Origin of the sequence: Rheinheimera sp. WS51, from assembly GCF_050936095.1 — a bacterium.
GTDB lineage: Bacteria > Pseudomonadota > Gammaproteobacteria > Enterobacterales > Alteromonadaceae > Alishewanella.
Window position 1 is genome coordinate 204152 of sequence record NZ_JBOTRC010000003.1, and the last position, 24755, is coordinate 228906.

23 protein-coding genes and 2 tRNA genes are annotated in these 24755 nt (G+C 42.4%); 11 read left to right on the forward strand and 14 right to left on the reverse strand.

Annotated features, from left to right (window positions below; all coding sequences use genetic code 11):
* Positions 1–7: 7 nt before the first annotated feature.
* From ACRCA4_RS06380 to ACRCA4_RS06430, 11 genes are all read left to right on the forward strand, one after another.
* Positions 8–92, forward strand: a tRNA-Leu gene (locus ACRCA4_RS06380).
* Between the two features lie 85 nt (positions 93–177).
* Positions 178–254: transfer RNA gene (locus ACRCA4_RS06385), tRNA-Met, on the forward strand.
* A 294-nt stretch (positions 255–548) separates the two neighbouring features.
* Positions 549–1004, forward strand: coding sequence for a ribosome maturation factor RimP (gene rimP, locus ACRCA4_RS06390; RefSeq protein ID WP_433185778.1), 456 nt, complete (start codon positions 549–551; stop codon positions 1002–1004).
* A gap of 28 nt (positions 1005–1032) precedes the next feature.
* Complete coding sequence (gene nusA / locus ACRCA4_RS06395) at positions 1033–2529, forward strand: transcription termination factor NusA (RefSeq protein WP_433185781.1); 1497 nt, start codon at positions 1033–1035, stop codon at positions 2527–2529.
* A gap of 24 nt (positions 2530–2553) precedes the next feature.
* Complete coding sequence (gene infB, locus ACRCA4_RS06400) at positions 2554–5232, forward strand: translation initiation factor IF-2 (RefSeq protein WP_433185784.1); 2679 nt, start codon at positions 2554–2556, stop codon at positions 5230–5232.
* Between the two features lie 79 nt (positions 5233–5311).
* The gene (gene rbfA, locus ACRCA4_RS06405; protein ID WP_433185787.1) at positions 5312–5782 is read left to right on the forward strand and encodes a 30S ribosome-binding factor RbfA; all 471 of its coding nucleotides are present in this window, start codon (positions 5312–5314) and stop codon (positions 5780–5782) included.
* Positions 5782–6702, forward strand: coding sequence for a tRNA pseudouridine(55) synthase TruB (truB, locus tag ACRCA4_RS06410; protein ID WP_433185790.1), 921 nt, complete (start codon positions 5782–5784; stop codon positions 6700–6702). Before rbfA ends, truB begins: the two co-directional genes overlap by 1 nt.
* 114 nt (positions 6703–6816) lie before the next feature.
* Positions 6817–7086, forward strand: coding sequence for a 30S ribosomal protein S15 (gene rpsO / locus ACRCA4_RS06415; protein ID WP_433185793.1), 270 nt, complete (start codon positions 6817–6819; stop codon positions 7084–7086).
* Between the two features lie 193 nt (positions 7087–7279).
* The gene (pnp, locus tag ACRCA4_RS06420; protein ID WP_433185796.1) at positions 7280–9409 is read left to right on the forward strand and encodes a polyribonucleotide nucleotidyltransferase; all 2130 of its coding nucleotides are present in this window, start codon (positions 7280–7282) and stop codon (positions 9407–9409) included.
* Complete coding sequence (gene nlpI, locus ACRCA4_RS06425; RefSeq protein ID WP_433185798.1) at positions 9390–10310, forward strand: lipoprotein NlpI; 921 nt, start codon at positions 9390–9392, stop codon at positions 10308–10310. The genes pnp and nlpI overlap by 20 nt, the downstream gene beginning before the upstream one ends.
* 19 nt (positions 10311–10329) lie before the next feature.
* A complete protein-coding gene (locus ACRCA4_RS06430; RefSeq protein ID WP_433185801.1) occupies positions 10330–11490 on the forward strand; it encodes a hypothetical protein in 1161 nt (386 codons plus the stop codon).
* Here ACRCA4_RS06430 and ACRCA4_RS06435 read toward each other — a convergent pair.
* From ACRCA4_RS06435 to leuS, 14 genes are all read right to left on the reverse strand, one after another.
* Positions 11485–11856, reverse strand: coding sequence for a PilZ domain-containing protein (locus tag ACRCA4_RS06435; protein WP_433185804.1), 372 nt, complete (start codon positions 11854–11856; stop codon positions 11485–11487). The two genes, ACRCA4_RS06430 and ACRCA4_RS06435, sit on opposite strands and share 6 nt — an antisense overlap.
* 88 nt (positions 11857–11944) lie before the next feature.
* The gene (lipA, locus tag ACRCA4_RS06440; protein WP_433185806.1) at positions 11945–12928 is read right to left on the reverse strand and encodes a lipoyl synthase; all 984 of its coding nucleotides are present in this window, start codon (positions 12926–12928) and stop codon (positions 11945–11947) included.
* Positions 12921–13514 carry a lipoyl(octanoyl) transferase LipB gene (lipB, locus tag ACRCA4_RS06445; protein ID WP_433186012.1) on the reverse strand — a complete coding sequence of 198 codons (594 nt, stop codon included), beginning with the start codon at positions 13512–13514 and terminating at the stop codon, positions 12921–12923. Before lipB ends, lipA begins: the two co-directional genes overlap by 8 nt.
* 159 nt (positions 13515–13673) lie before the next feature.
* Positions 13674–13955: a DUF493 family protein YbeD gene (ybeD, locus tag ACRCA4_RS06450; RefSeq protein WP_433185809.1), complete on the reverse strand. Its 282-nt coding sequence runs from the start codon at positions 13953–13955 to the stop codon at positions 13674–13676.
* Between the two features lie 134 nt (positions 13956–14089).
* Positions 14090–15253, reverse strand: a complete 1164-nt coding sequence (locus tag ACRCA4_RS06455; protein ID WP_433185812.1) for a serine hydrolase — start codon at positions 15251–15253, stop codon at positions 14090–14092.
* Between the two features lie 41 nt (positions 15254–15294).
* Complete coding sequence (locus ACRCA4_RS06460) at positions 15295–16098, reverse strand: septal ring lytic transglycosylase RlpA family protein (protein WP_433185815.1); 804 nt, start codon at positions 16096–16098, stop codon at positions 15295–15297.
* An 8-nt stretch (positions 16099–16106) separates the two neighbouring features.
* Positions 16107–17225 carry a rod shape-determining protein RodA gene (rodA, locus tag ACRCA4_RS06465; RefSeq protein ID WP_433185817.1) on the reverse strand — a complete coding sequence of 373 codons (1119 nt, stop codon included), beginning with the start codon at positions 17223–17225 and terminating at the stop codon, positions 16107–16109.
* The gene (gene mrdA / locus ACRCA4_RS06470) at positions 17218–19086 is read right to left on the reverse strand and encodes a penicillin-binding protein 2 (protein ID WP_433185819.1); all 1869 of its coding nucleotides are present in this window, start codon (positions 19084–19086) and stop codon (positions 17218–17220) included. Before mrdA ends, rodA begins: the two co-directional genes overlap by 8 nt.
* A 2-nt stretch (positions 19087–19088) precedes the next feature.
* Positions 19089–19559: a 23S rRNA (pseudouridine(1915)-N(3))-methyltransferase RlmH gene (gene rlmH / locus ACRCA4_RS06475; RefSeq protein ID WP_433185822.1), complete on the reverse strand. Its 471-nt coding sequence runs from the start codon at positions 19557–19559 to the stop codon at positions 19089–19091.
* A 6-nt stretch (positions 19560–19565) separates the two neighbouring features.
* Positions 19566–19886 carry a ribosome silencing factor gene (gene rsfS, locus ACRCA4_RS06480; protein WP_433185824.1) on the reverse strand — a complete coding sequence of 107 codons (321 nt, stop codon included), beginning with the start codon at positions 19884–19886 and terminating at the stop codon, positions 19566–19568.
* 80 nt (positions 19887–19966) lie between these two features.
* Positions 19967–20608, reverse strand: coding sequence for a nicotinate-nucleotide adenylyltransferase (gene nadD / locus ACRCA4_RS06485; protein ID WP_433185827.1), 642 nt, complete (start codon positions 20606–20608; stop codon positions 19967–19969).
* The gene (holA, locus tag ACRCA4_RS06490; protein WP_433185830.1) at positions 20601–21638 is read right to left on the reverse strand and encodes a DNA polymerase III subunit delta; all 1038 of its coding nucleotides are present in this window, start codon (positions 21636–21638) and stop codon (positions 20601–20603) included. The genes nadD and holA overlap by 8 nt, the downstream gene beginning before the upstream one ends.
* Positions 21638–22117, reverse strand: a complete 480-nt coding sequence (gene lptE, locus ACRCA4_RS06495; protein WP_433185833.1) for an LPS assembly lipoprotein LptE — start codon at positions 22115–22117, stop codon at positions 21638–21640. The genes holA and lptE overlap by 1 nt, the downstream gene beginning before the upstream one ends.
* Position 22118: 1 nt before the next feature.
* Positions 22119–24704: a leucine--tRNA ligase gene (gene leuS, locus ACRCA4_RS06500; protein ID WP_433185836.1), complete on the reverse strand. Its 2586-nt coding sequence runs from the start codon at positions 24702–24704 to the stop codon at positions 22119–22121.
* Positions 24705–24755 lie beyond the last annotated feature (51 nt).

Below are 24755 nucleotides of genomic sequence, written 5' to 3' on the forward strand. Positions count from 1 at the left end.
GTATTTTGCCGAGGTGGTGGAATTGGTAGACACGCTATCTTGAGGGGGTAGTGTCTTCGGACGTGCGGGTTCAAGTCCCGCTCTCGGCACCATTAATACGCACTATTAAATACAGAGTTAACGCAGTCAGCACTTGCGATACCACAGATATCGCTATATAATGGCTGCTTATACGGACGCGGGATGGAGCAGTCTGGTAGCTCGTCGGGCTCATAACCCGAAGGTCGTCGGTTCAAATCCGGCTCCCGCAACCAACTTAGTTTGTATAAGTTATATCGAAAGTCTTAGGGTTTTGCTTTATAACCACGTGGCTAAAGTCGGTAACTTTGGCTAGCGCAAACAAGTTTGTAAGTATTAAAGAATTTCAGTGAACATTGGCGATATGTTTATTGATTGGATGCTTATTCGCCCCGCTAGTTCGGGGCGTTTTCGTATCTGAAGACTGCGTTTTAGAAAGTAATGGGCTTCAGGCCCTTTTTTATTTGTATGAACAGTGCTGGTGAATGGCGGCCAGTTGACGTTCTACAAATTGTGTTTTGGAGGTCTTTTTGACTAGGCAAGAACAGAAATTGACTGAACTGCTACGACCGACAGTAGAGGCAAATAACTTTGAGTTATTAGGCTTAGAAATCGTTCAAGCCGGTCGTCACTCTACCTTACGTTTATATATAGATCATACTGATGGCGTTAACGTAGAAGATTGTGCGTTAGTCAGCCGTGAAGTCAGTGCAGTTTTAGATGTTGAAGATCCAATTCAAGCTGAATATTTATTGGAAGTATCTTCACCAGGTTTAGATCGTCCTTTATTTACTCCTGCTCATTATGCAGCAGTAGTAGGGCAAAAAGTTGAAGTTAAATTAGCGATCCCACAAGATGGCCGACGCAAATTTAAAGGTATGCTAACAGCTATTGAAGACGATATGTTGATAGTGGAAGTAGATGGCAAACCCTATCGTTTGCTGATGGATAATATAGATAAAGCAAACGTGGTAGCTGTTTTTTAACTACCGGGGCAAATCGAGGCAACGAACAATGGCAAAAGAAATATTATTAGTTGTTGATGCAGTTTCAAACGAAAAATCAGTGCCAAGAGAGAAAATCTTTCAAGCATTAGAGTTTGCATTAGCAGCGGCAACAAAAAAGAAAAATGGCGGCGAGATAGAAGTTCGAGTCACTATTGATCGTAAGACGGGATCTTATGAAACCTTCAGACGCTGGTTAATTGTGGCTGATGATGAAGTCCAAGAAAACCCGTACCGTGAGATCACTTTATCTGCGGCTCAATACGAAGATGAAAGCTTAAATATTGGTGATTATGTTGAAGAGCAAATTGAATCAATTCAATTTGACCGTATTACAACCCAGATGGCCAAGCAAGTTATTGTACAAAAGGTACGTGAAGCTGAACGTTCACAAGTGGTTGAAGCTTATATCGACCAAGTCGGCGAGTTAGTAACAGGTGTTGTTAAAAAGGTTAACCGCGACAGCATTATTGTTGATTTAGGTAATAACGCTGAAGCCATGCTTGGCCGTGACGAAATGTTACCACGCGAAACTTATCGCCCAGGCGATCGCTTACGTGCTTTATTATTTGAAGTTAAACCAGAAGCGCGTGGTGCTCAGTTATTTTTAAGCCGCTCACGTCCGGAAATGCTTTTAGAATTATTCCGCATCGAAGTGCCAGAAATTGGCGAAGAAATGATTGAATTGCGTGGTGCAGCGCGTGACCCAGGTGCAAGAGCTAAAATTGCTGTAAAAAGTAATGACCGCCGTATTGACCCTGTTGGTGCTTGTGTTGGTATGCGTGGTTCACGTGTGCAAGCGGTATCAAACGAGTTAGCCGGTGAGCGTGTCGATATCGTGTTATACGATGATAACGATGCCCAGTTTGTTATCAATGCAATGGCACCTGCTGAAGTTGCCTCTATCATTGTTGATGAAGATGCTCACTCAATGGATATCGCCGTTGAAGATGCTAATTTAGCGATGGCAATTGGTCGTAATGGTCAGAATATTCGTTTAGCCAGCCAGTTAACTGGTTGGGAGCTTAATGTGATGTCGGTTAGCGACATGAACAAGAAGCACCAAGAAGAAACAAGTAAAACGCGTCAACTCTTTATGGATGCATTAGAAATTGATGAAGATTTTGCCGATGTATTAGTTGATGAAGGATTCTCTTCTTTAGAAGAGGTTGCTTATGTACCCGTTTCAGAATTACTGAGCATCGATGGTTTTGATGAAGAAATCGTTGAAGAGTTACGTAAGCGTGCTAAAGCGGTATTAACAACCCGCGCGTTAGCAAGTGAAGAGTCACTTGAAGGTGCTAAACCAACAGAAGCGTTATTAGCACTGGAAGGTTTAGATACTCATACTGCCTATACCCTGGCAAGTAAAAAAATAATTACGTTAGACGACCTAGCTGAGCTAGGTGTAGATGAATTACAGGAAATAGTGCCAATGTCGGAACAAGAAGCCGCCGACCTAATTATGGCAGCCCGTAATATCGTCTGGTTTAGCGAAGAACAATAGTAGTCAACGGAGGTAACAACACAAATGGCAGAAGTCACTATAGAAAAACTAGCCAGTGATGTCGGTACTACTGTTGATCGGTTAGTACTACAATTCGCTGAAGCGGGCATTAAAAAAGCCGCCGGTCAAATGGTAACTGAAGATGAAAAGAAATCTTTATTAGACCATTTAAGCGCGCAACATGGTGGACGTAGCGCAGAGCCGTCTCGTCTAACCTTGCAACGTAAAGAAAAGTCGACCCTAAGTGTTGCAAGTGGTGGTGGCCGTAATCGTGAAATTACGGTTGAAGTACGTAAACAGCGTACTTTTGTTAAAAAGCCGCAGCTTGATGAAGCAGAATTAAAGGCCCAAGAAGAAGCACGTATTGCCGAGCAACAAGCTCAAGCAGATGCTGAGAAAGCGAAGTTAGAAGCTGAAAAAGCAAAAGCTGAAGCAGCAGCTGCAAAAGCAAAAGAAGAAGCCGAGCGTAAAGCTGCAGAAGCTAAGCGTCGTGAAGAAGCTAAACAGACTCAGCAAGTGAAAGACGATCCTGAAGAAGCAGCACGTCGCGCGGCTAAAGAAGAAGCGCGTAAAGAAGCTGAGCGTATTCGTCAGCAACAAGAAGCTGAAGCGCTACGCAAGCTTGAAGAAGATGCGAAAAAGCAAATAGAAGCTGCTCGTAAATTAGCAGAAGAAAATAGCGAACGTTGGGCTGCAGAAGCAAAGAAACCTGTGGAAAGTGATGATTATCACTTAACCAGCAACGAATTTGCTAAACAAGCAGAAGATGAAGTAGACGCTAAAGAAGAGCGCGCGGGTCGTCGTGGTGCTGGTAAAAAAGCACCTGCTAAAAATAAAAAGAAAGATGATGCTAACGATAAAGAAGCCTTTAATCGCGCTAATCGTCATTCTAAGAAAAAGAAAACGCCTACCAGTATGCAGCATGGTTTTAATAAGCCAGCCCAGCCTGTAGAGCGTGAAGTTCGCATTGGCGAAACAATCACTGTAGCTGAGTTAGCCGCAAAGATGGCTGTTAAAGCCTCTGAAGTTATTAAAGTGATGATGAAAATGGGCGCTATGGCGACCATTAACCAAGTAATCGATCAAGAAACTGCTGCTATTGTTTGTGAAGAAATGGGTCACAAATGTACTCTAACCAAAGAAAACGAGTTAGAAGAAGCGGTAATGTCAGATCGTGAAGGCGAAGGTAAACTTGAAGCTAGAGCGCCAGTTGTTACTGTTATGGGTCACGTTGACCATGGTAAAACATCGTTACTTGACTACATTCGTAAAGCGAAAGTAGCCTCAGGCGAAGCCGGTGGTATTACTCAGCATATAGGTGCTTACCATGTAGAAACTGAACGTGGTGTTGTAACGTTCCTAGATACTCCTGGTCACGCAGCCTTTACTTCAATGCGTTCTCGTGGTGCTAAATCAACGGATATCGTTATCCTAGTTGTTGCGGCAGACGATGGTGTGATGCCACAGACTAAAGAAGCCATTCAGCATGCGAAAGCAGCGGGTGTGCCAATTGTTGTTGCCGTTAACAAGATTGATAAACCAGAAGCGGATCCAGATCGTGTACGTAACGAACTGTCGCAATATGATGTTATATCAGAAGAGTGGGGCGGTGATACCCAGTTTGTTCAAGTATCAGCTAAAGCAGGTACAGGTATTGATGACTTACTTGAAGCCGTACTTAACCAATCTGAATTGCTTGAGCTAACCGCTGTTCGCGATGGTATGGCGCGTGGTGTTGTTATTGAATCACGCCTAGATAAAGGTCGTGGTCCAGTTGCTTCAATCTTGGTTCAACACGGTACCTTAAAGCAAGGTGAAATCGTACTTTGTGGTTTTGAATATGGCCGTGTTCGTGCAATGCGCGATGAAAATGGTAAAGAAATTAAATCAGCAGGTCCTTCTATTCCGGTAGAAATCTTAGGTTTATCTGGCGTACCTCAAGCAGGCGATGAAGTGACTGTTGTTAAAGATGAGCGTAAAGCGCGTGAAGTTGCTTTATATCGTCAGGGTAAATTCCGCGATATTAAACTGGCTCGTCAGCAAAAAGCGAAACTTGAAAATATGTTTGCTAACATGGCTGAAGGCGATGTTTCTGAGCTTAATATCGTGCTTAAAGCCGATGTTCAAGGTTCAGTTGAAGCTATCATAGAGTCATTGATGAAGCTGTCTACTGATGAAGTTAAAGTTAAAATTATCGGTAGTGGTGTAGGTGGTATTACCGAAACTGACGTGACTTTAGCTGCGGCTTCATCGGCTATTATCATTGGCTTTAACGTTCGTGCTGACGGTACCGCGCGTAAACTGATTGATGAAGAAGGTTTAGATTTACGTTACTACGGTATTATCTATGAACTGCTAGATGAAATTAAGCAAGCGATGACAGGTATGTTAGCGCCAGAGTTTAAACAAGAGATTATTGGTTTAGCTCAGGTTCGTGATGTATTCCGTTCGCCTAAATTTGGTGCTGTTGCGGGTTGTATGGTAACAGAGGGTGTTATTAAGCGCTCTGCACCTATCCGCGTATTACGTGATAACGTGGTAATATATGAAGGTGAGCTAGAATCATTACGTCGCTTTAAAGATGATGTTAGTGAAGTTCGTAATGGTTACGAGTGTGGTATCGGTGTTAAGAACTACAACGATGTGCGCGCTGGCGACCAGATAGAAGTCTTTGAAGTGGTACAAGTAGAACGTACCCTGTAACTAACAAAGCTGTTAGTTACAAAAAACAGGGGCCAATTGGCCCCTGTTTTGTCTCAGTACTCGTTTAGGATAAATTATTATGGGTAAAGAATTTTCTCGCGTTGATCGTCTATCACAACAGATGAAAAAAGAGATGGCGGTAATTTTACAACGTGAAATTAAAGATCCGCGTTTACATACTATGATCACAGTGTCAGATGTTGAAGTGTCACGAGACTTATCTCACGCTAAAATCTTTGTTACTTTTTTAGGTCTAGAAGATGAAAAAGTGGCCGACAACTTAAAGATACTCAATGACGCTTCAGGTTTTGTGCGTAAGCTTATTGGCAAGCGAATTCAGTCACGGATTGTGCCTAATATTCGTTTTAGCCACGATGCCTCACTGAATGAAGGGATCCGTATGGCAACTCTAGTTGCTAACGCCCGTCGTGACGATGATAAGCGCCGTTTAGACTCAGGCCAAACGCTAGATGAAGCTGAAGCTGAGTTAAATACGGATCAAGACACGGATACTGATATGCACTCTGATAGTGATGAGTCGAAAAACTAATGGCTCGTCGTAATGCGCGTTCCGTTAACGGCATCTTATTATTAGACAAACCGTTAGATATCAGCAGTAATGGTATTTTGCAGCGTGTACGCTGGTTGTATCAAGCGAAAAAAGCTGGCCATACCGGGGCTTTAGATCCGATGGCATCGGGTTTATTGCCATTATGTTTTGGCGAGGCGACTAAATTTAGCCAGTTTTTGTTAGATACAGATAAAACCTATCAGGTAGAAGCTAAATTTGGTATTCGTACCACGACCAGTGATGCCGAAGGTGAGGTGATTAGCACTAAGCCAGTGCAACATAACCAAGCTATGTTAGAACAGGCTATGCAAGCATTTCGTGGTGATATTCAGCAAGTGCCAACTATGTTCTCAGCGCTAAAATATCAAGGCCAGCCTTTGTATCGCTATGCGCGTCAGGGCATTACGGTGCCAAGAGAAGCGCGGCCAATTAGTATCTACCGTTTTGAATTAGTGAGCTTTACCCCTGAGGTCGCCCGCTTTGTGGTTCATTGCAGTAAAGGTACCTATATTAGAACCTTAATTGACGATTTAGGCGAAGCCTTAGGCTGTGGTGCGCATGTATCGGCGCTACATCGTACTCAAGTGGGCCCGTTTGATATTGAGCAAGCCTATACAGTCGCCGCCATTGAGAAAGTCACCTTGCCTTGTCATAACAGTAAAGACTTTAGTTCTGTAGATGGCTTATTACTGCCTGTCGATGCAGGTTTAGTCGGTTTATCTGAATTAGTGGTATCAGCCGCTGAGCAAAAAAAAGTGCAACATGGCCAAAATTTTACTACTGATCTAGCAGATTGTGCTGCGATTAAATTATATAGTGAAAGTCGGCAGTTTCTGGGTATAGGTCAAGTTATTGATGGCGTATTAAGTTCGCGCCGTTTATTGAATACGGCAACTTGATAAAAACGTATTGTAAAAAGCGCTGCAACTGTTAAAATGCCGCGGTTAATTATTGTCAGCTGAATGAGTGATCGGCGACAAGCTATTTCAATTCACTCACATTTGGAGTTTACTATGTCATTAAATGCTGCAGAAAAAGCAAAAATTGTTGCTGAATACGCAATTAAAGAAGGCGATACAGGTTCACCAGAAGTACAAGTTGCCTTATTAACTGCAACAATTACTCACTTGCAAGGTCACTTCTCTGAACATAAACATGACCACCACTCACGTCGTGGTTTGTTACGTATGGTAAGTCAGCGTCGTAAATTATTGGATTACTTAAAAGGTAAAGACCAAGACCGTTACGCAACATTAATTAAACGCTTAGGCTTACGCCGTTAATAAGCTGTTTGATTGATAAAAAAGGGGCTTTTAGCCCCTTTTTTATGCCTGAAATATAATTATGTACATCATTTAATGAAAAGTTTAGTTTTAATGGAACTATCTTTTAATATTGGTTACAGAGTATACTAGTGCTGAAATAAATAAAAAATAAGACATCGCAATTAGGCGATTAAGTAAAGGAAACAAACACGTGACTCCAATCGTAAAATCATTCCCCTTCGGTCAACATACTTTCACCCTTGAAACTGGCGTAATAGCACGTCAAGCAGACGCTGCAGTACTTGCAAGCTTAGGTGATACTTCAGTATTAGTGACGGTTGTTGGTAAAAAAGAACCTAAGCCAGGTCAAAATTTCTTCCCGCTAACGGTGAATTATCAAGAAAAAATGTATGCCGCTGGTCGTATTCCCGGTGGTTTCTTTAAGCGTGAAGGCCGTCCATCAGAAGGTGAAACCTTAACTGCACGTTTAATTGACCGTCCATTGCGTCCATTATTCCCAGAAGGTTTTATTAACGAAGTACAGATTGTTGCTACTGTGGTTTCAGTACAACCAGAAATTCAACCAGATATCGTTGCCTTAATTGGTGCTTCTGCAGCTTTAGCCATTTCAGGCCTTCCTTTTGCCGGTCCGGTTGGTGCAGCACGTGTTGGTTATATTAATGATCAGTATGTAATTAACCCATCTGAAGATGAATTAAAGACAAGTAAATTAGACCTAGTTGTTGCTGGTACTGCGGGTGCAGTATTAATGGTTGAATCAGAAGCTAACGTATTATCTGAAGATGTGATGTTAGGTGCTGTTGTTTATGGTCATGAGCAAATGCAAGTGGCAATCAATAGCATTAAAGAATTAGCTGCTGATGCAGCAAAACCCGCTTGGGATTGGCAGGCACCGGCTAAAAATGAGCCGTTAATTGCTAAAATTGCTGAGCTAGCAAGTGCCGATATCGGTGATGCTTATCGCATTACTGAAAAAGCAAAACGCTATGAGCGTATTGGTGAAATTAAAACTGCATTAATTGAAAAATTAACGGCAGAGTTAACAGAAGAAGAAAGCTTAGATAGCCAAGAAGTCTCTGATATCTTCCATAATTTAGAAAGCCAAGTTGTGCGAAGCCGCATTACTAAAGGCGAGCCACGTATCGATGGCCGTGATCCGGAAATGGTTCGTGGTTTAAGCGTAATGACAGGTGTTTTACCGCGTACTCATGGTTCTTCATTATTTACCCGTGGTGAAACGCAAGCCTTAGTTACTGCAACTTTAGGTACTGCACGTGATGCACAAACAGTCGATGATTTATTAAGCGCTAAAACAGATACCTTTATGCTGCATTACAACTTCCCTCCGTACAGCGTAGGTGAAACCGGTATGATTGGTTCGCCTAAGCGTCGTGAAATTGGTCACGGTCGTTTAGCAAAACGCGGTATGCAAGCGGTAATGCCTGATTTTAATGATTTCCCATACACTATCCGTATAGTGTCAGAAATTACTGAATCAAATGGTTCAAGTTCTATGGCATCAGTGTGTGGTTCGTCATTAGCACTTATGGATGCTGGCGTACCAATTAAAGCATCCGTAGCGGGTATCGCTATGGGCTTAGTGAAAGAAGGCGATGATTTTGTTGTCTTGTCTGATATTTTAGGTGATGAAGATCACTTAGGTGATATGGACTTTAAAGTAGCGGGCACCACTGAAGGTATTACTGCCTTACAAATGGATATCAAAATTGACGGTATTACCCAGGAAATTATGCAAATTGCTTTAAAACAAGCAAAAGCTGCACGTTTGCATATTCTTAACGTAATGGACCAAGCTATCAGTGGTCACCGTGAAGAAATGTCAGAGTTTGCGCCGCGTATCTACACTATGAAGATTAACCCTGAGAAAATTCGTGAGGTTATCGGTAAAGGTGGTGCTGTTATTCGTCAAATCACTGAAGAATCAGGCTGTACAATTGAACTTGAAGATGATGGCAGCATAAAGATTGCTGCTACTACTGCTAAAGCTGCGCAAATTGCTATTGATAAAATCAATGCTATTACAGCAGAAATTGAAGTGGGTACTATCTACGAAGGTGAAGTTGTCCGTATTGTTGACTTTGGTGCCTTTGTTAACGTACTGCCAGGTAAAGATGGCTTAGTGCATATCTCACAAATTTCTGAAGAGCGCGTTAATAACGTCTCTGAGCATTTAACAGTTGGCCAGAAGGTTGCGGTTAAAGTGTTAGAAGTAGATAAGCAAGGCCGTGTTCGCTTAAGTATTAAAGAAGCTAACGCTAAACCAGCTGCAGAATCGGCAAATGCTGAAGATAAAGCTTAATAGCTATATAAGCCAGCTTGCGCCTTTGGCGCTGCTGGCTACCTTGCTAACAGGCTGCGCGAATAGCCATAGCCAAGATGGTGCTAACAGCCAAGGCTGGTTAGAGCCTGAACCGCTTATGGTCTCTAGTCGTGCAGAACTTGCAATAGCTAGGCTAACTGAAATTTTACACCGTGCTGAATTAACAGAGGAGCAAGTTGCTCAGCTGTATTATGATCGCGGTGTTATGTATGACAGTGTTGGATTACGATCTTTAGCACGCTTAGATTTTATGAGAGCGTTGCGTTTAAAACCTGATTTTTCCGATATTTATAACTTTATAGGTATCCACCATACGGTTGCCGGTGAGTTTAACCAAGCCTATGAAGCCTTTGACTCTGTTTTAGAGTTAGATCCTGATCATCAATATGCCTATTTGAATCGGGGAATAGCCTTATATTATGATGGTTTGAATGAACTAGCCGTCACTGACTTTTCAACATTTTTAAAGTTAAAGCCTAATGATGCTTACCGCATGTTGTGGTTATTTATAGCAGAATCTGAAATCTCTACAGAGCAAGCCCTTATTCACTTAAAGCAAAATGCATTAGCGGTTAATAAAGCTGAATGGTCGGCGAATTTAGTGGCGTTTTTCAGTGGTGCAATAACTGAGCAAGTGTTGCTTAATTCGGTCATTGTCAATTTGAATTCTGAGAAAGAGCTAGCAGAGCGCCTATGCGAAGTCTATTTTTACTTAGCTAAATGGCACCACAGCCAGCAGCGTGATGACCAAGCTCTTATTTATTATAAAAAAGTGCTTGCAACCAATGTGTTTGAATTTGTTGAGCACCGTTATGCACGTTTAGAAATAGCGAGAATTCGTGATGCAGATCTGTTAAACCAATCAGATGCGAGCTTATAACTTCATACGTTGTAATTTATTGAAAAAAAGCCAGCTCGCTGGCTTTTTTTTCTTATTATTCTTATCTAGCTGTCAGCCGGCAGCCACACCTGAGCCTGATGATAATAGCTTAATGCAACAAGCTAAAACTGATCAGAGGGCAGCAAATACGCTGGCAGCAAAACGTTTATCGACTAATGAAATTACCGCGGCTATCCATTGGTTTAAACAGGCGGCAAGCCTAGGTGATCACACGGCATTACTGCATGCCTTACAGTTACAGCAACGATTAGAAGGTAAACTAGCAACTGCTCAGTGGTTAGCAGAATTTATAGCCAGCAATGAAATAAAGCTGCATGCTATAAGTGAGCAGCAACGCCATGACTTAGGCTTTTGGTTAGAAGATGATAACTTACCTAGTGTATCGCCTTATATTAGCGCTAAGGGCTGCTCGGTAACGATACAGCCTATTGCTAGTCAGTTAGCGGGAGTGAAACGCTGGCAGCAACTTAGTCAGCAGTGGCAGCAAGATACTATGCTAGCTAATTTGCCGGTCTGCTTTTCTGCACTACAACTTGTTGATAGCACAGTATTACAATGCTCTGAGCAAGCAGAGCAGCGTATCAGCTGTCATTATCAGGCTTTGCAACCTTGGGTTAATACCACTACAGTAAGTCAAGTCGCGGTGATTGCAGGGCGCGGTAAAGCTAGTTTTAACAATGGCATTATTCAGTTACCCGAAAATGCGACTTTGGCCTTGTTACGCCATGAATTTTTCCATTTATTGGGTTTTATTGACGAATATAAGCTTGCCTTGCCAAGTGCTGAACAGGTTTGCCTAACAGATCAGTTATATCCAAATATAGTATTAAATAAGGAACTAACAGCGTATCTGGATTATTGGCAGCTAGCTGCTGCTGAGATAAGCCTGACTAAGGTGGATACTTGTGCGGCTATCGGAGTGCAAGCTTACCGTATTGTTGATTCCATCAGCCCTATGCATTTTTATGAAAGTGATATGCCTGCTGTTTATTGGCTATTGGCTGAAAAAGTGTTGCAACAGCCAGAGAAAATAATGCCGGTGCAATATTATTTTGCTTATTTAGCTAGGCAGAAAAAACAGTGGATTTTATGGCGTACTTATATGCGACAAGCCGCAGAATTAGGTTATGCTGATGCTCAGCAAGCAATAAACTTATAAAGACGGTTGGTAATCAGTCACTAATTGGCTTAATTCCAAATCCAACATATCAGCATCACCTAAATTTAGTTGTAATAAGCGTCTAAAATGGCTCGCGCTTTCAATATCTATAGTCTGACAATGTAAGCCAAGAACCTGTTCGGTTTGATGGGCAACATTAACCTGCATATTAAGCTGAATCGGATAGTCGTTAAGTACTAAGCGTAATTGCATTTTATTGGGAAACGCGACAGGCCAGTTAAGCGGTCTTTTAACTAAAGCGCCTTTTAATGATAAATTAAGCACTTCGGTCTGACAGCTGTAACTGGCCATATCAAGATACGCTATGCCATTAAAGTTGATCCTACTAAACTGACGTTTTTTCATAGTACCACCTAGCTTGCTATTAGATAGCATAGCGCATTATCTTGAAAAGCCCTGTTCGTTTTTTATCTTTGTTAAGTCTAGACTTCAATTAGCTCGGTATGCTGTAGCTTACAACTTCTTCACCGGCTGCTTGACGATCAGCATGATAGCTTGAGCGAACAAAAGGACCACTGGCCACATGTTTAAAGCCTAATTGGTATGCAATCCGTTTTATTTCATCAAATTCTGCTGGCGGCATATAGCGTTTTACCGGCAAATGGTGCTTACTAGGTTGTAAATATTGGCCAACGGTAAGCATATCAACATCATGAGCCCGCAAGTCTTTTAAAACTTCGATTAGCTCTTCTGTTGTTTCGCCTAAACCGACCATTAAACCTGATTTTGTCGCAATAGAAGGGTGAGCCGCTTTAAATCGTTTTAATAAGGTTAATGACCATTTATAGTCAGCACCTGGTCGGGCAAGTTTATATAAACGCGGTGCTGTTTCTAAATTATGGTTAAACACATCTGGTGGGGTATCAACTAAAATATCTAGCGCAGCGTCCATACGGCCCCGAAAGTCAGGAACTAACACTTCAATTTTTATTTCTGGGTTGTATTTACGAATAGCGGCAATACAGTCAGCAAAGTGTTTAGCGCCACCGTCACGTAGGTCATCGCGGTCGACCGACGTAATAACAACATATTTAAGCGCCATATCGCGAATAGTTAGGGCTAATTTTTCTGGCTCTTCTGCGCTTGGTGGTAATGGACGACCGTGGGCAACATCACAGAAAGGACAACGTCGGGTACAAATTGCCCCTAGAATCATAAAGGTTGCTGTACCGTGGTTAAAGCATTCAGTTAAGTTAGGGCAGGCAGCCTCTTCACAAACTGAATGTAAACCATGCTTACGCATAGCGCCTTTAATTTGATCGATACGCTCTGAGCTTTTAGGTAGCTTTATTTTTAGCCATGCTGGTTTGCGCAGCATTTCTTCTGGCTCAGTAGGCAGTACCTTGACCGGGATCAAGGCCATTTTTTCGGCGTCGCGTAATTTAACGCCTGGTTCCATGCGTGCTGTTTTAGTCATTTTGCCAATTCAACCCTGTTGTGTGGTGCAGCTTAGTTACCTGCAGTTGTTGCTGAAAACACTGCACGATTCGTTGTTTAGCTTCTGCAACGGTTTGTGGGCCGTTTAAATCTTTACATTGCACCATTTGCATCCCGGCATAACCACAGGGATTAATGCGGGCAAATGGCGTTAAATCCATATTAACATTCAGCGCTAAACCATGAAAGGTGCAACCTTTGCGGACTCTTAGCCCTAAGGACGCTATTTTTGCTTCGTCGACATAAACACCGGGAGCGTCTGCTTTTGCATAAGCATTGATTTGATAACTTTGTAGCAGTTGAACCAATACTTGTTCGATAAGTGTGACTAATTGTCTTACGCCAAGGTTACGCCGCTTTAAATCTAGCAGAACATAGACTACTAGTTGGCCGGGGCCGTGATAAGTAACTTGGCCACCTCGATCAACTTTAACAACAGGGATATCCCCTGGAAAGAGTAGATGCTCGGCTTTACCTGCTTGGCCTTGCGTAAAGACCGGATGGTGTTCTAATAGCCACAGCTGATCCCGTGTTTGGGCATCGCGTTGATCAGTAAAGTTTTGCATAGCATGCCATACATCGGTATAGCATGCTAAGCCCAATTCTCTAATGACTAATTCGTTACAGATGCTGTCGCTGGACACAAGCCTAACCCATTCGGTGGAAATTGCCGGCATTATACCGTGTTATAGCCCGAATACGAACAGTGCTAACCAAAGTGTTGGTTATAAAACGTAACGAACCAAGTCAATTTTGCCAAGTTCAGTATACAGTAGCTCGATATGATCTTTACTGGTTACCGTCACTTTAACCGAAACTGAGTGGTAATTACCTTTACTGCTTGGCTTAACCTGAGGGCTGTAATCACCTGCATCGGTGTGTTGACGAATAACATCCATCACTAAATCGACTAATTGGTCATCGGCTACACCGAGTACTTTAAAGTTAAAGTGGCAGGGAAAGTCTAAATATTCATCAAACTTAGTATCTTTAACAATTTTACTCATGTTTATTTCTCTGCGCCTAAAAGTGGTTAACTAAATACCACTTTTAATGTTAGTTATAATAAAGATCCCGGCAAAAGCCGGGATCCAGAAAGATAACGTTATCAGGTTATTGTTTTACTGATAATTTCTGTTGTTTATTCAAACTGCATTTTAATGTAATCAATCATTCGGCTAAAGAAGCCACCTTTAGCAACATCTTCTAGTGCCACTAAAGGATAAGTTGCAACATCTTCATTGTTCAGTTTTAAATAAATAGTACCTACTTGCTGGCCTTTAGTTATGGGGGCTAGCAATTGCTGATTCAAGGTGAAATCGGCTTTGAGGTTTTTACGTTGGCCGCGCGGTAATGTTAATTGAACTGGATTTAAAATACCTAATTGAATATTTTCTTTATCGCCTTGCCAAATTCGCGGCTGAGCAAAAACTTCACCGGCTTGATAAGCTGTGATGGTTTCAAAAAAGCGAAAACCATAGGTTAGCAGCTTTTTATTTTCAGTTTGGCGAGCTCTTTCATTTGCCGTACCCATTACCACTGACACCAAACGCATACCATCACGGGTTGCCGAAGTTATTAAACTATAGCCCGCTTCATTAGTATGGCCAGTTTTAATGCCATCAACATCTAAGCTGCGATCCCATAATAAAGAGTTACGGTTATATTGTTTAATATTGTTATAGGTGAATTCTTTTTCGGCATAAATAGCGTACTCTTCAGGTACATCGCGGATTAAAGCTGCAGCTAGAATAGCCATATCGCGTGGTGTAGTGTAATGCTCAGCGGTTGGCAAGCCGTGGCTATTACCAAAGTGGCTATTATGCATACCTAAACGTTGGGCATGCGCATTCATTAAGTCGACAAAGGCCTCTTCGCTACCGGCAATATGCTCTGCCATTGCAACACAAGCATCATTACCCGACTGAATAATAATTCCACGGTTTAAGTCTGCAACGGAAACTTGGGTGCCTACTTCGATAAACATTAACGATGAGCCTGGGAAGTTTTTAGCCCAAGCTTTTTCGCTAACAGTCACCATATCATCGTTAGCAATGTTACCTTTTTTTAATTCGGTACCAATAACATAGCTGGTCATCATTTTGGTTAAACTTGCTGGCGCTAGAGAAGCATCAGCATTTGATTCTGATAAAACTTTTTGCGTATCAAAATCAATTAAAATATGTCCTTTAGCTGCCACTTCTGGCGCTTGTGGGATCATGGTTTGCGCTAACACTGGCAAGCTGATGCTTGCACTTGCTATAGAAATAGCGGCGACAGTAAAAAGGTGACTATAACTATTCATAATACCTGTTCTTTTAATAAATAATGAAAGGGGTGGCGAAGTTAACTACATAAGTGGCTATCAAAAAAATAGGCACTAGGGTAGTCACTACGACGCAATTGCTGCAGCCACTGTTGAGCCTGCTGCTTATCTGCAGTAGGCCCAACTAATAAGCGATAAACTCCTGCGGCAGGCCGAATTTCACTGGGTAGCTGCTGCTGTTTAAGCTGATGCTGTAATTGATTTAATTTATTGCTGTCAGCACTTGCAAATATTTGGATATAACAATGTTCAGGCGCTTGCGTTGCAGCATGCATGGCTGGCGATTGTAATAATTCTAACTGAACTCTTGCTGTACCTTGTTTTAGCATGTCTAGTTTATGTGCAGCTGAGTATGATAAGTCTATAATTCTGTCTCGGTGAAAAGGACCACGATCATTGACTCGTACTATCGCTGTTTTCATATTGTCTAAATTAGTCACTTTAACATAAGAAGGCAAGGGCAGGGTTTTATGTGCTGCTGTCATTGCAAACATATTATATACCTCACCATTAGAGGTTAAGTGGCCATGAAACTTATTACCATACCAAGATGCTATACCATTCTCTTTATGCTCAAGGGCTTGCACTAAAGGTGTGTAATGTTGGCCAAATAATTGGTAAGGCTTATTGCCACCTCGGCTCAGTTGTTCTGTCTGTGGTGTAGGATCGGTCATTTCTAATAACGTAGGCAGACGATCAGGTATGCTATCAGTTGCTTGCTGATAGCGGCCGGCATTAGGGGCATCCTGCTTCGAACCATGCTTAGGCTGGCTAGAGCATGCTGTTAATACAGATAAAATGACTAAAATATAAAACAGTTGCATTGTTCTCACTATAAAGCCGCCAACATTCTTTTATGGGTGCCTACTGACATAATGACACCAAACGCTGCCATTAAGGTAACCATTGAGGTGCCACCATAACTGACTAAGGGTAAAGGGACACCCACAACCGGCAATAATCCGGATACCATGCCTATGTTAACAAAAACATAGACAAAAAACGTTAATGTGAAGCTACCGGCAACTAATTTGCCATAACTTTCTTGTGCTCGACTGGCAATAATTAAACAGCGACCAATAATAAACAAATAAATACTAATTAATATAAGTACACCGATTAAGCCAAACTCTTCGCTGAGTACTGAAAAAATAAAGTCAGTATGTCGCTCGGGTAAAAACTCTAGTTGAGATTGAGTTCCTTGTAGCCAGCCTTTTCCTTCAAGCCCTCCGGAGCCAATAGCAATTTTAGATTGAATAATATGATAGCCAGAGCCAAGCGGGTCACTTTCTGGGTTTAAAAAAGTCAGCACCCTTTGTCGCTGATAATCGCGCATTAAAAATATCCATAATATGGGAACGAACGCGGCTATAGCAGCAGAGACAGCAGCAATAAGTCGCCAACTTACTCCGGCTAAAAACAACACACAAACCCCCGCTGTTGCTATTAAAATAGAGGTGCCTAAGTCGGGTTGTTTGGCAATTAATAAGGTGGGGATTAAGCACATTAAGAATCCGCCTGCTAGGTGACGTAATGTTGGTGGCAAGCTATGTGACGAAATAAACCAAGCTACCGCCATAGGAACGGCTAACTTCATGATCTCTGAGGGTTGAAACTTCATAAAACCTAAATCTAACCAGCGCTGTGCGCCTTTACCAACGTGACCAAATAGTAAAACTGCGACTAATAAGCAAAGGCCAAATAGAAATACCGGAAATGACCAGCGCATTAAAGTTTGCGGTTTTATTTGCGCAAAGATAATCATTGTTATTAAAGCGACGGTTAGACGAATAAGCTGCGCTTTTATCATGCTGAATTCCTGACCAGAAGCGCTATAAAGTACAACTAGGCCATACCCCATCAATACAAATAAACCTAATAACAGCGGTAGGTCGATATGAAACCGTGAGGCTAAGGTAGGTTTAGCTGCATGCCTAAAATGCTCAGTCATTTTTATTTACCTCGGCCGAGAAATAATAATCGAGAATTTGCCGTGCCATAGGTGCCGCCATGCTTCCGCCGCCACCGGCATTTTCTAACGCCACGACAATAACAATACTGGGGTTATCATAAGGGGCGTAACCAACGTACATGGCATTATCACGTAGCCGTTCATCTATTGCTTCGGCATCATATTTTTCATCTTGACCAATATTAACCACCTGAGCGGTCCCTGTTTTACCTGCCGCTTGGTAGTCTGCGCCAATAAAGGCGCGATGAGCGGTGCCGCCAATATCACTGACGGTTTTATGCATAGTGTCCATTACCGTATCCCAGTTAGCGCTATTGATAACCTCTATGCTGGGAATTAATGGCGGCGAGTTAGCTATAGAAGTTTCATCAGTTGTAAAAGCCGTAACAAGATGTGGCGTAGCCAATTGGCCTTTGTTTAATAAAACGGATGTTGCCAGAGTTAATTGCAACGGGGTGCTGGTCCAATAGCTTTGGCCAATACTCAGAGGGACAGTGTCACCCGGGTACCAAGGCTGATTATAACGAGCGCGTTTCCAGCCTCTTGATGGCATATTAGCGCTACTTTCTTCTAGTATATCGATACCTGTTTTTTCCCCGAAGCCCATTTTGCGCATATATTCTGAGATGCGATCTATGCCCAGTTTTACGCCTAGATCATAAAAGTAGGTATCACAACTTTTCATCATTGCGGTGTATAAATCTACCCAACCATGGCCCCAGCGTAAGTGATCGCGAAACCTATGGTCACTATTGGGTAAGGTATAAAAACCCGGATCCCAGATTTTAGTACTTTTAGTTATGGTATTACTTTCTAGCCCGAGTAAGGCTAAATGCGGTTTAACTGTTGATGCAGGCGGATAAACCCCCTGAGTCACTCGGTTTATTAACGGGCGATCACGCGAGTTTAGTAATTGATTATAATTTTTGCTGCTAATACCACGTACAAATAAGTTGGGGTCATAACTTGGGTTGCTATAGAAGGCTAGTACAGCGCCATCGCGAGGGTCTAAGGCGACTATAGCACCACGGTAATCTTTTAAAACTTGCTGTGCCGTTAATTGTAAGCCGACATCTAAGCCTAGTTGGATATTTTGTCCTGATACCGCAGGCACAGAGCGGAGCACCCGTATGGTGCGGCCTCGGTTATTCACCTCAACTTCTTGATAGCCCATAGTGCCGTGCAGTTGTTGCTGATAATAACGCTCAAGGCCTATTTTGCCAATTTCACGACTTGCTGCATAATTCGCTAGTTCACCGGCATCTTCAAGCTGTTGTAATTCTTTTCGATTTATTTTACCGATATAACCTATGGCATGGGTAAATAAATCGGCAAAGGGATAATAACGGCTTAAACGCGCTTCAACTGAGACACCACGAAAGCGATGTTGGTTGGCAGCAAGTATGGCTACTTCATGGTCGTCAAGTAATTCTTTAAGGGCTATGCTATTAAAGCGCCGTTGTTGCTTAACTTGCTGTAAAAAGCTTTGTTGTTGCTCTTCGCTAATGTCTATTAAGGCCGCGAGCTTTTCCAAGGTGGCGGGCATATCTTTGATTTGCTCTGGTACTAACTCTAATGAATAAACGGGGCGGTTTTCTGCTAATAAAATTCCGCTGCGATCATAAATAAGGCCGCGGTTAGGTGCCATAGGCACAACTTTAATTCGATTGCCTTCAGAGCGAGTTTGGTAATCTTGATAAGAAACTATTTGTAGCTGGTATTGGTTATAAATAACAATAAGAAATAATAAACAGACTAAAACAATGGCAACGATAGCTCGTTGATTAAACAAACGAGCTTCAGCAGCAAGATCTTTTATCGCAACGCGCTTTTTTAACATCTTTACTCGCGATGATAGGGGTGGTTAGTACTAATGCTCCAAGCACGGTATAAGCTTTCAGCTAACACAACCCTAACCATAGGGTGGGGCAAAGTGAGCGCCGATAATGACCATTTTTCTTCACTTGCCGCTATACACTTAGCTGATAAACCTTCGGGCCCACCGACTAATAAACAAATATCTCGGCCATCATGCTGCCACTCCACCAGTTTACTGGCAAGTTGTGGGCTACTCCAATTATGACCTGTGACTTCAAGTGTGACAATTTTGCTGCCTTTACCTACTGCGGCCAGCATTTTGTCACCTTCTTGCTCTAAGATCCGTTTAATATCCGCATTTTTACCCCGTTTTCCCGCTGGTATTTCTATTAACTCCAGTGGCATATCTCGAGTAAAGCGCCGCGCATATTCTTCGTAGCCTTGCTGAACCCAAGACGGCATTTTACTGCCAACGGCAATAATAGTTAACTTCATGCTAAATTAAGCGTCCCACAGTTTTTCGAGTTGATAATGATCACGCATTTCTTCAATCATGACATGTACAACAACACTGCCCATATCTAATAACACCCAATCACCTGAGGTTTGACCTTCAATGCCTAGGGCTTGGATATCCAATTTTTTCATTTCATTGGCAATATGGTTAGCAATAGACTTTGTATGACGAGTAGAAGTTCCCGAACATACCACCATATAATCAGTCACTGTCGATTTATCTCTTACATCTAAGGTAACAATATCTTTGCCTTTCATATCATCGGCTTTGTCGATAATAAAACTTAATAACTCGCTGGTTTCCACCCTAATTCCTCATTTTATATTTAAGCAGGCATTTTAACATAAAAAGCCTAAGTGGATCTGTTATAGGATAGTAATCCTAATTAGTTTACTTGTTGATACAAGTTATGTTGTTGAATATAGGCTAGTACATCAGGCGTAATCCACTGCTGAACAATTTGTTTTTGTTGTAATGCTAAGCGTAACTCTGTGGCTGAAATAGGCACCATTGCATTGCGGCTAAGCCAAATTTGGCCATAACGCTGCTGCTGTAATTTTTCTAATGAATCACAGGTATACTGGCTGATAAGCTTAGGGGCATCGCCTTGTTCTACACTATAACCTGGGCGCCTACAGACAATAAGATTGGCTTGCTCAAGAATAGTTTGCCATTGATGCCAACTGCAAAAACGGCTTAGTGAGTCCATACCAATAATTAAGTTGATATGGGCGCTAGGGTATTGTTGATGGAGTAGCCTTACGGTTTCTGCTGTATATGATAGTGAGCTACGGTGTAACTCCATACTTTGCACCCCTAGCTCTGGATAGGGGGCCGTTGCTAGCTTAACCATATTTAATCGGTGTTCAGCACTAACACCTGGGCTTTGCCTATGTGGTGGCAGATGACAGGGCATTAAGTCGACTTGCTGTAACTGACATTCTTTTGCTACGGCTCTGGCGATACTAATATGGCCCAAGTGTATTGGATCAAAGGTACCGCCGAGCAGGTTAATCTGCTTAGTCATATTGTGCCTGTTGTAAGCTATAGTGCTTAGCTACCGGTGTGATAAATAATAACACTAGATGGGTTAGTGCTATGTTGGTGTTATTAAGCTGGCCACTTTTATATAAACGATCAAAAGCGGCTAACTCTAATAATAAAAAATCTAGCCATTTAGGTGAAAGCCGTGCCAAGGCTTTTTGATATTGCGGCTGACGCTTAGGCCAAATAGCTAACTGTTTAAATGTTTGGTTAAGCGGTTGCTTGCTTTGCTGTAATAGTTGTAATTGCTGCACTTCTTTTTGTAACTGCCAAGCAATAATAATTGGCTCTATATCTTGTTGTTGTAAACGCTGCAACCGGTGTAGGGCTTCTTCAGCTTGGCCCGCTAATACGGCATCGACTAATTGAAATACGGTAAAATGAGAATGATCAGCTAAAAATTGCTCTAAGGTTGTAGCGTCAATGGTTTGTTTGATATCGCTTAAGGCGAGCTTTTCAAGCTCTTGCCTTGCTGCTAGCAAGTTACTGGCGCAGTGGTGTTGTAACAGGGCGATAGCATCGGGTGTTAGCTGTAACTGTAACTGACGGGCACGTTGATTCAGCCATTGTAGGCTTTGTTTATCATCTAACTGATAAATGCCGACTTGAACGGCTTGTGCTTGTAACTGCTTAAACCAGACTAATTTACTGACATCGTTAAGCCCACGCTCGCCGTGAATTAATAAGACGATATCGGGGTTTAATAAATTAGGCAGTCGCTTTAAACAGTCATTGGCTGTTGTGCTTAATTTTTGCTGGACTAAGTCTAGTTCAATTAAGCGCCGCTCAGCAAAGAGTGACATCGCATTGAGCTCTGACTCTAGTTCTTGCCAATCAAATTGGTTGTCTGCGGTTAAGCTTATCCGCTCAGAAAAGCCTTGCTGTTTAGCGGCCAAGCGTACAGCGTCTATAGCCTCTAATTTTTGTAAAGGCTCTTCTCCAAAAATTAAATAGCAACCCGCTAGGGGTTGCTGTAAATGTGCGGGTAATTGATTAGCGTATAGCTTTAGCATTAATGTAGCCGCGATAGTTGACGAATAATACGATTAGCCGCTTGCTCACGCAGTTCGCCTAACATCAGATCTAACTCTTTGGCTTTTGCTAAAGCTTGGTTTGGGTCATCTTGGTAGTCACGGTATAATTCGAATTGATAAAACTGTGGCTCAGCCTTAGGCATGGTTAAGGCATAGCTTACTTTGTAAATAAGTTCATACTCGGCTACTTGGCCATTAGGAAATAAAGACAAAGTACGTCGTTCCAGTGAGTCACTCACCAGCTGTAACATAGGTGCATCTTGCTGTAAATTATCCAGTAATTGCACTTTGTTATGCTGTAACTTAGCACTGACTAACTGCGCTAGCTCGGAGTGACGTTCACTTTGAATATACATAGCGGGAAAATGGCTTAGCGGCAAATTGCCGCGTAAGTGGAAGCCGCAACTCGTTAGCAGTACACTGCTAACGAGAATGAACAAGCCTAAACTGCGTGCCATGTTAGCCGACCACCAAGTTAAGTAATTTACCTGGTACATAGATCACTTTACGCAAAGTCGCTCCCTCTAAATAACGACTCACGTTATCTTCGGCTTTAGCTGTGTTTAAGACGGTGTCTTGATCAGCATCGGCTGCAACGGTTACTTTACCTCGTACTTTACCGTTAACTTGCACCACAACTAATTTTTCATCTTCAACTAAAGCTTTAGGATCAGCGACTGGCCATTGGCTTTGCTCTATAAGTTGTGTTTGACCTAGTTTTTTCCATAAATATTGAGCCACATGCGGGATCATTGGGTTTAGCATTTGCAAGGTTGCTAATAAAGCTTCTTGCATAACAGCACGGTCTTGTTCTGTCGCTAAACTGGCTTTATGTAGCTTGTTCGATAACTCCATTACAGCAGCAATGGCAGTATTAAAAGTATAGCGACGGCCAATGTCGTCAGAGACTTTAGCAATGGTTTTATGTAGCTCACGACGTAATACTTTTTGCTCTTGGGTCAGAGCCGTTAGATCAAGTTGGCCAACAGAACCTGACTCAATAAAGTGTGTAACTAAAGCATAGATACGCTTGATAAAACGATGTGAGCCTTCTACAGCTGAATCAGACCATTCTAGTGTTTGCTCTGGTGGTGCGGTAAACATCATAAATAAACGCACAGTATCGGCACCGTATTGGTCGATAACCTTTTGCGGATCAATACCGTTATTTTTCGATTTTGACATCTTACTCATGCCAGCAGAAATAACCGGCTTGCCATCACGAGTATGTATTGCTGATGTGATACGGCCTTTTTCATCACGCTCTATTGTAATATCTTGCGGTGAGAACCACTCTTTACCGCCATTTTCCGTTTCACGGTAGAAGGTTTCTGCTAGCACCATGCCTTGACATAACAACTGCTTAAATGGCTCATCAGAGTTAACTAAGCCGACATCACGCAATAGTTTGTGGAAGAAGCGGGCGTATAATAAATGCAAAATGGCATGCTCAATGCCACCGATATATTGGTCAACTGGTAACCAGTAATTGGCTTTGCTTGGATCCAGCATAACATCATCACTATTTGGGCTACAGTAGCGAGCGTAGTACCAGCTAGACTCCATAAAGGTGTCGAAGGTATCTGTTTCATGGAAGGCTTCCATACCGTTATAGCTGGTTTTAGCCCACTCAGGATCAGATTTAATAGGCGAGGTTACGCCATCCATCACGACATCTTCAGGTAAACGAACCGGTAGTTGGTCTTCAGGCACAGGCACTTGAGTGCCATCTGCTAAATTAAGCATGGGAATAGGTGTGCCCCAATAACGCTGGCGCGACACGCCCCAATCACGTAAGCGGTAGTTAACTTTTACTTCGCCACGATTATCCGCTTTTAGCTTAGCGGCAATAGCGCTAAAGGCTTGCTCGAAATCTAAACCATTAAATTCAGCTGAGTTAATTAAAATACCGTGCTCAGTATAGGCTTCATTGCTGATATCTGTTGCGCTGTTATCTGCGGCGGTAATAACTTGCTTAATAGGTAAGCCATATTTACTTGCAAACTCATAGTCACGTTGGTCATGGGCGGGCACAGACATAACTGCGCCAGAGCCGTAGTCCATTAATACAAAGTTAGCAACCCAAACAGGCACTTGTTCACCGGTTAAAGGATGAATAGCAAAGATACCCGTTGCACAGCCTTTTTTATCTAAAGTAGCCAGTTCAGCTTCGGCTAACTTGCCACCTTTACAGTCGGCAATAAAGGCCGCTAATTCAGGGTTATTTTCTGCCGCAGCTAATGCCAGCGGATGCTGGGCGGCAACGGCAACATAAGTGACACCATATAACGTATCTGGACGGGTGGTATAAACAGATAACTGCTGATCACTGTTGGCAATATCAAAATGAATTTCAACGCCTTCAGAGCGGCCAATCCAGTTTTTCTGCATGGTTTTTACTTGCTCTGGCCAGCCGTCTAGCTGATCGAGATCAGTTAAAAGCTCTTCGGCATAAGCGGTAATTTTTATAAACCATTGCGCTAATTCGCGTTGTTCTACTAAGGCACCCGAGCGCCAACCCCGGCCATCTATTACTTGCTCGTTTGCTAAAACGCATTGATCAACCGGATCCCAGTTTACTGTGGCCATTTTTTTATAAACTAAGCCTTTTTCGTATAGCTTAGTGAAGAACCATTGTTCCCACTTGTAATACTCTGGCTGACAAGTGGCAAACTCACGATCCCAATCATAACCAAAACCTAAGCGTTTTAGCTGATTGCGCATATAGTCTATATTTTCGTAAGTCCACTTAGCTGGCGCGGTTTTATTGTTAATGGCTGCGTTTTCTGCTGGTAAACCAAAGGCATCCCAACCCATAGGCTGCATAACATTTTTACCTTGCATGCGCTGGAAGCGGCTAACAACATCACCAATAGTGTAGTTACGCACATGGCCCATATGCAGGCGTCCGCTTGGGTAAGGAAACATAGACAAGCAGTAAAATTTTTCTTTAGTTTGGTCTTCTACCACTTTAAACGCTTGGGTTTGTTCCCACTCTTGCTGCAGGCTGGTTTCAATTTGCTGCGGGTTGTATTGTTCTTGCATTAAGGTCATCCAGAAAATGGGGTTAATACTGCTGTAGTTATAACAGCGAAA

Bases quoted from the DNA above. Each gene is read 5' to 3' on its own strand.
- nusA (WP_433185781.1), top strand. From the start codon at position 1,033: ATGGCAAAAGAAATATTATTAGTTGTTGATGCAGTTTCAAACGAAAAA.
- infB (WP_433185784.1), top strand. From the start codon at position 2,554: ATGGCAGAAGTCACTATAGAAAAACTAGCCAGTGATGTCGGTACTACT.
- rbfA (WP_433185787.1), top strand. From the start codon at position 5,312: ATGGGTAAAGAATTTTCTCGCGTTGATCGTCTATCACAACAGATGAAA.
- truB (WP_433185790.1), top strand. From the start codon at position 5,782: ATGGCTCGTCGTAATGCGCGTTCCGTTAACGGCATCTTATTATTAGAC.
- rpsO (WP_433185793.1), top strand. From the start codon at position 6,817: ATGTCATTAAATGCTGCAGAAAAAGCAAAAATTGTTGCTGAATACGCA.
- nlpI (WP_433185798.1), top strand. From the start codon at position 9,390: ATGCTGAAGATAAAGCTTAATAGCTATATAAGCCAGCTTGCGCCTTTG.
- ACRCA4_RS06435 (WP_433185804.1), bottom strand. From the start codon at position 11,856: ATGAAAAAACGTCAGTTTAGTAGGATCAACTTTAATGGCATAGCGTAT.
- lipA (WP_433185806.1), bottom strand. From the start codon at position 12,928: ATGACTAAAACAGCACGCATGGAACCAGGCGTTAAATTACGCGACGCC.
- lipB (WP_433186012.1), bottom strand. From the start codon at position 13,514: ATGCAAAACTTTACTGATCAACGCGATGCCCAAACACGGGATCAGCTG.
- ybeD (WP_433185809.1), bottom strand. From the start codon at position 13,955: ATGAGTAAAATTGTTAAAGATACTAAGTTTGATGAATATTTAGACTTT.
- ACRCA4_RS06455 (WP_433185812.1), bottom strand. From the start codon at position 15,253: ATGAATAGTTATAGTCACCTTTTTACTGTCGCCGCTATTTCTATAGCA.
- ACRCA4_RS06460 (WP_433185815.1), bottom strand. From the start codon at position 16,098: ATGCAACTGTTTTATATTTTAGTCATTTTATCTGTATTAACAGCATGC.
- rodA (WP_433185817.1), bottom strand. From the start codon at position 17,225: ATGACTGAGCATTTTAGGCATGCAGCTAAACCTACCTTAGCCTCACGG.
- mrdA (WP_433185819.1), bottom strand. From the start codon at position 19,086: ATGTTAAAAAAGCGCGTTGCGATAAAAGATCTTGCTGCTGAAGCTCGT.
- rlmH (WP_433185822.1), bottom strand. From the start codon at position 19,559: ATGAAGTTAACTATTATTGCCGTTGGCAGTAAAATGCCGTCTTGGGTT.
- nadD (WP_433185827.1), bottom strand. From the start codon at position 20,608: ATGACTAAGCAGATTAACCTGCTCGGCGGTACCTTTGATCCAATACAC.
- holA (WP_433185830.1), bottom strand. From the start codon at position 21,638: ATGCTAAAGCTATACGCTAATCAATTACCCGCACATTTACAGCAACCC.
- lptE (WP_433185833.1), bottom strand. From the start codon at position 22,117: ATGGCACGCAGTTTAGGCTTGTTCATTCTCGTTAGCAGTGTACTGCTA.
- leuS (WP_433185836.1), bottom strand. From the start codon at position 24,704: ATGCAAGAACAATACAACCCGCAGCAAATTGAAACCAGCCTGCAGCAA.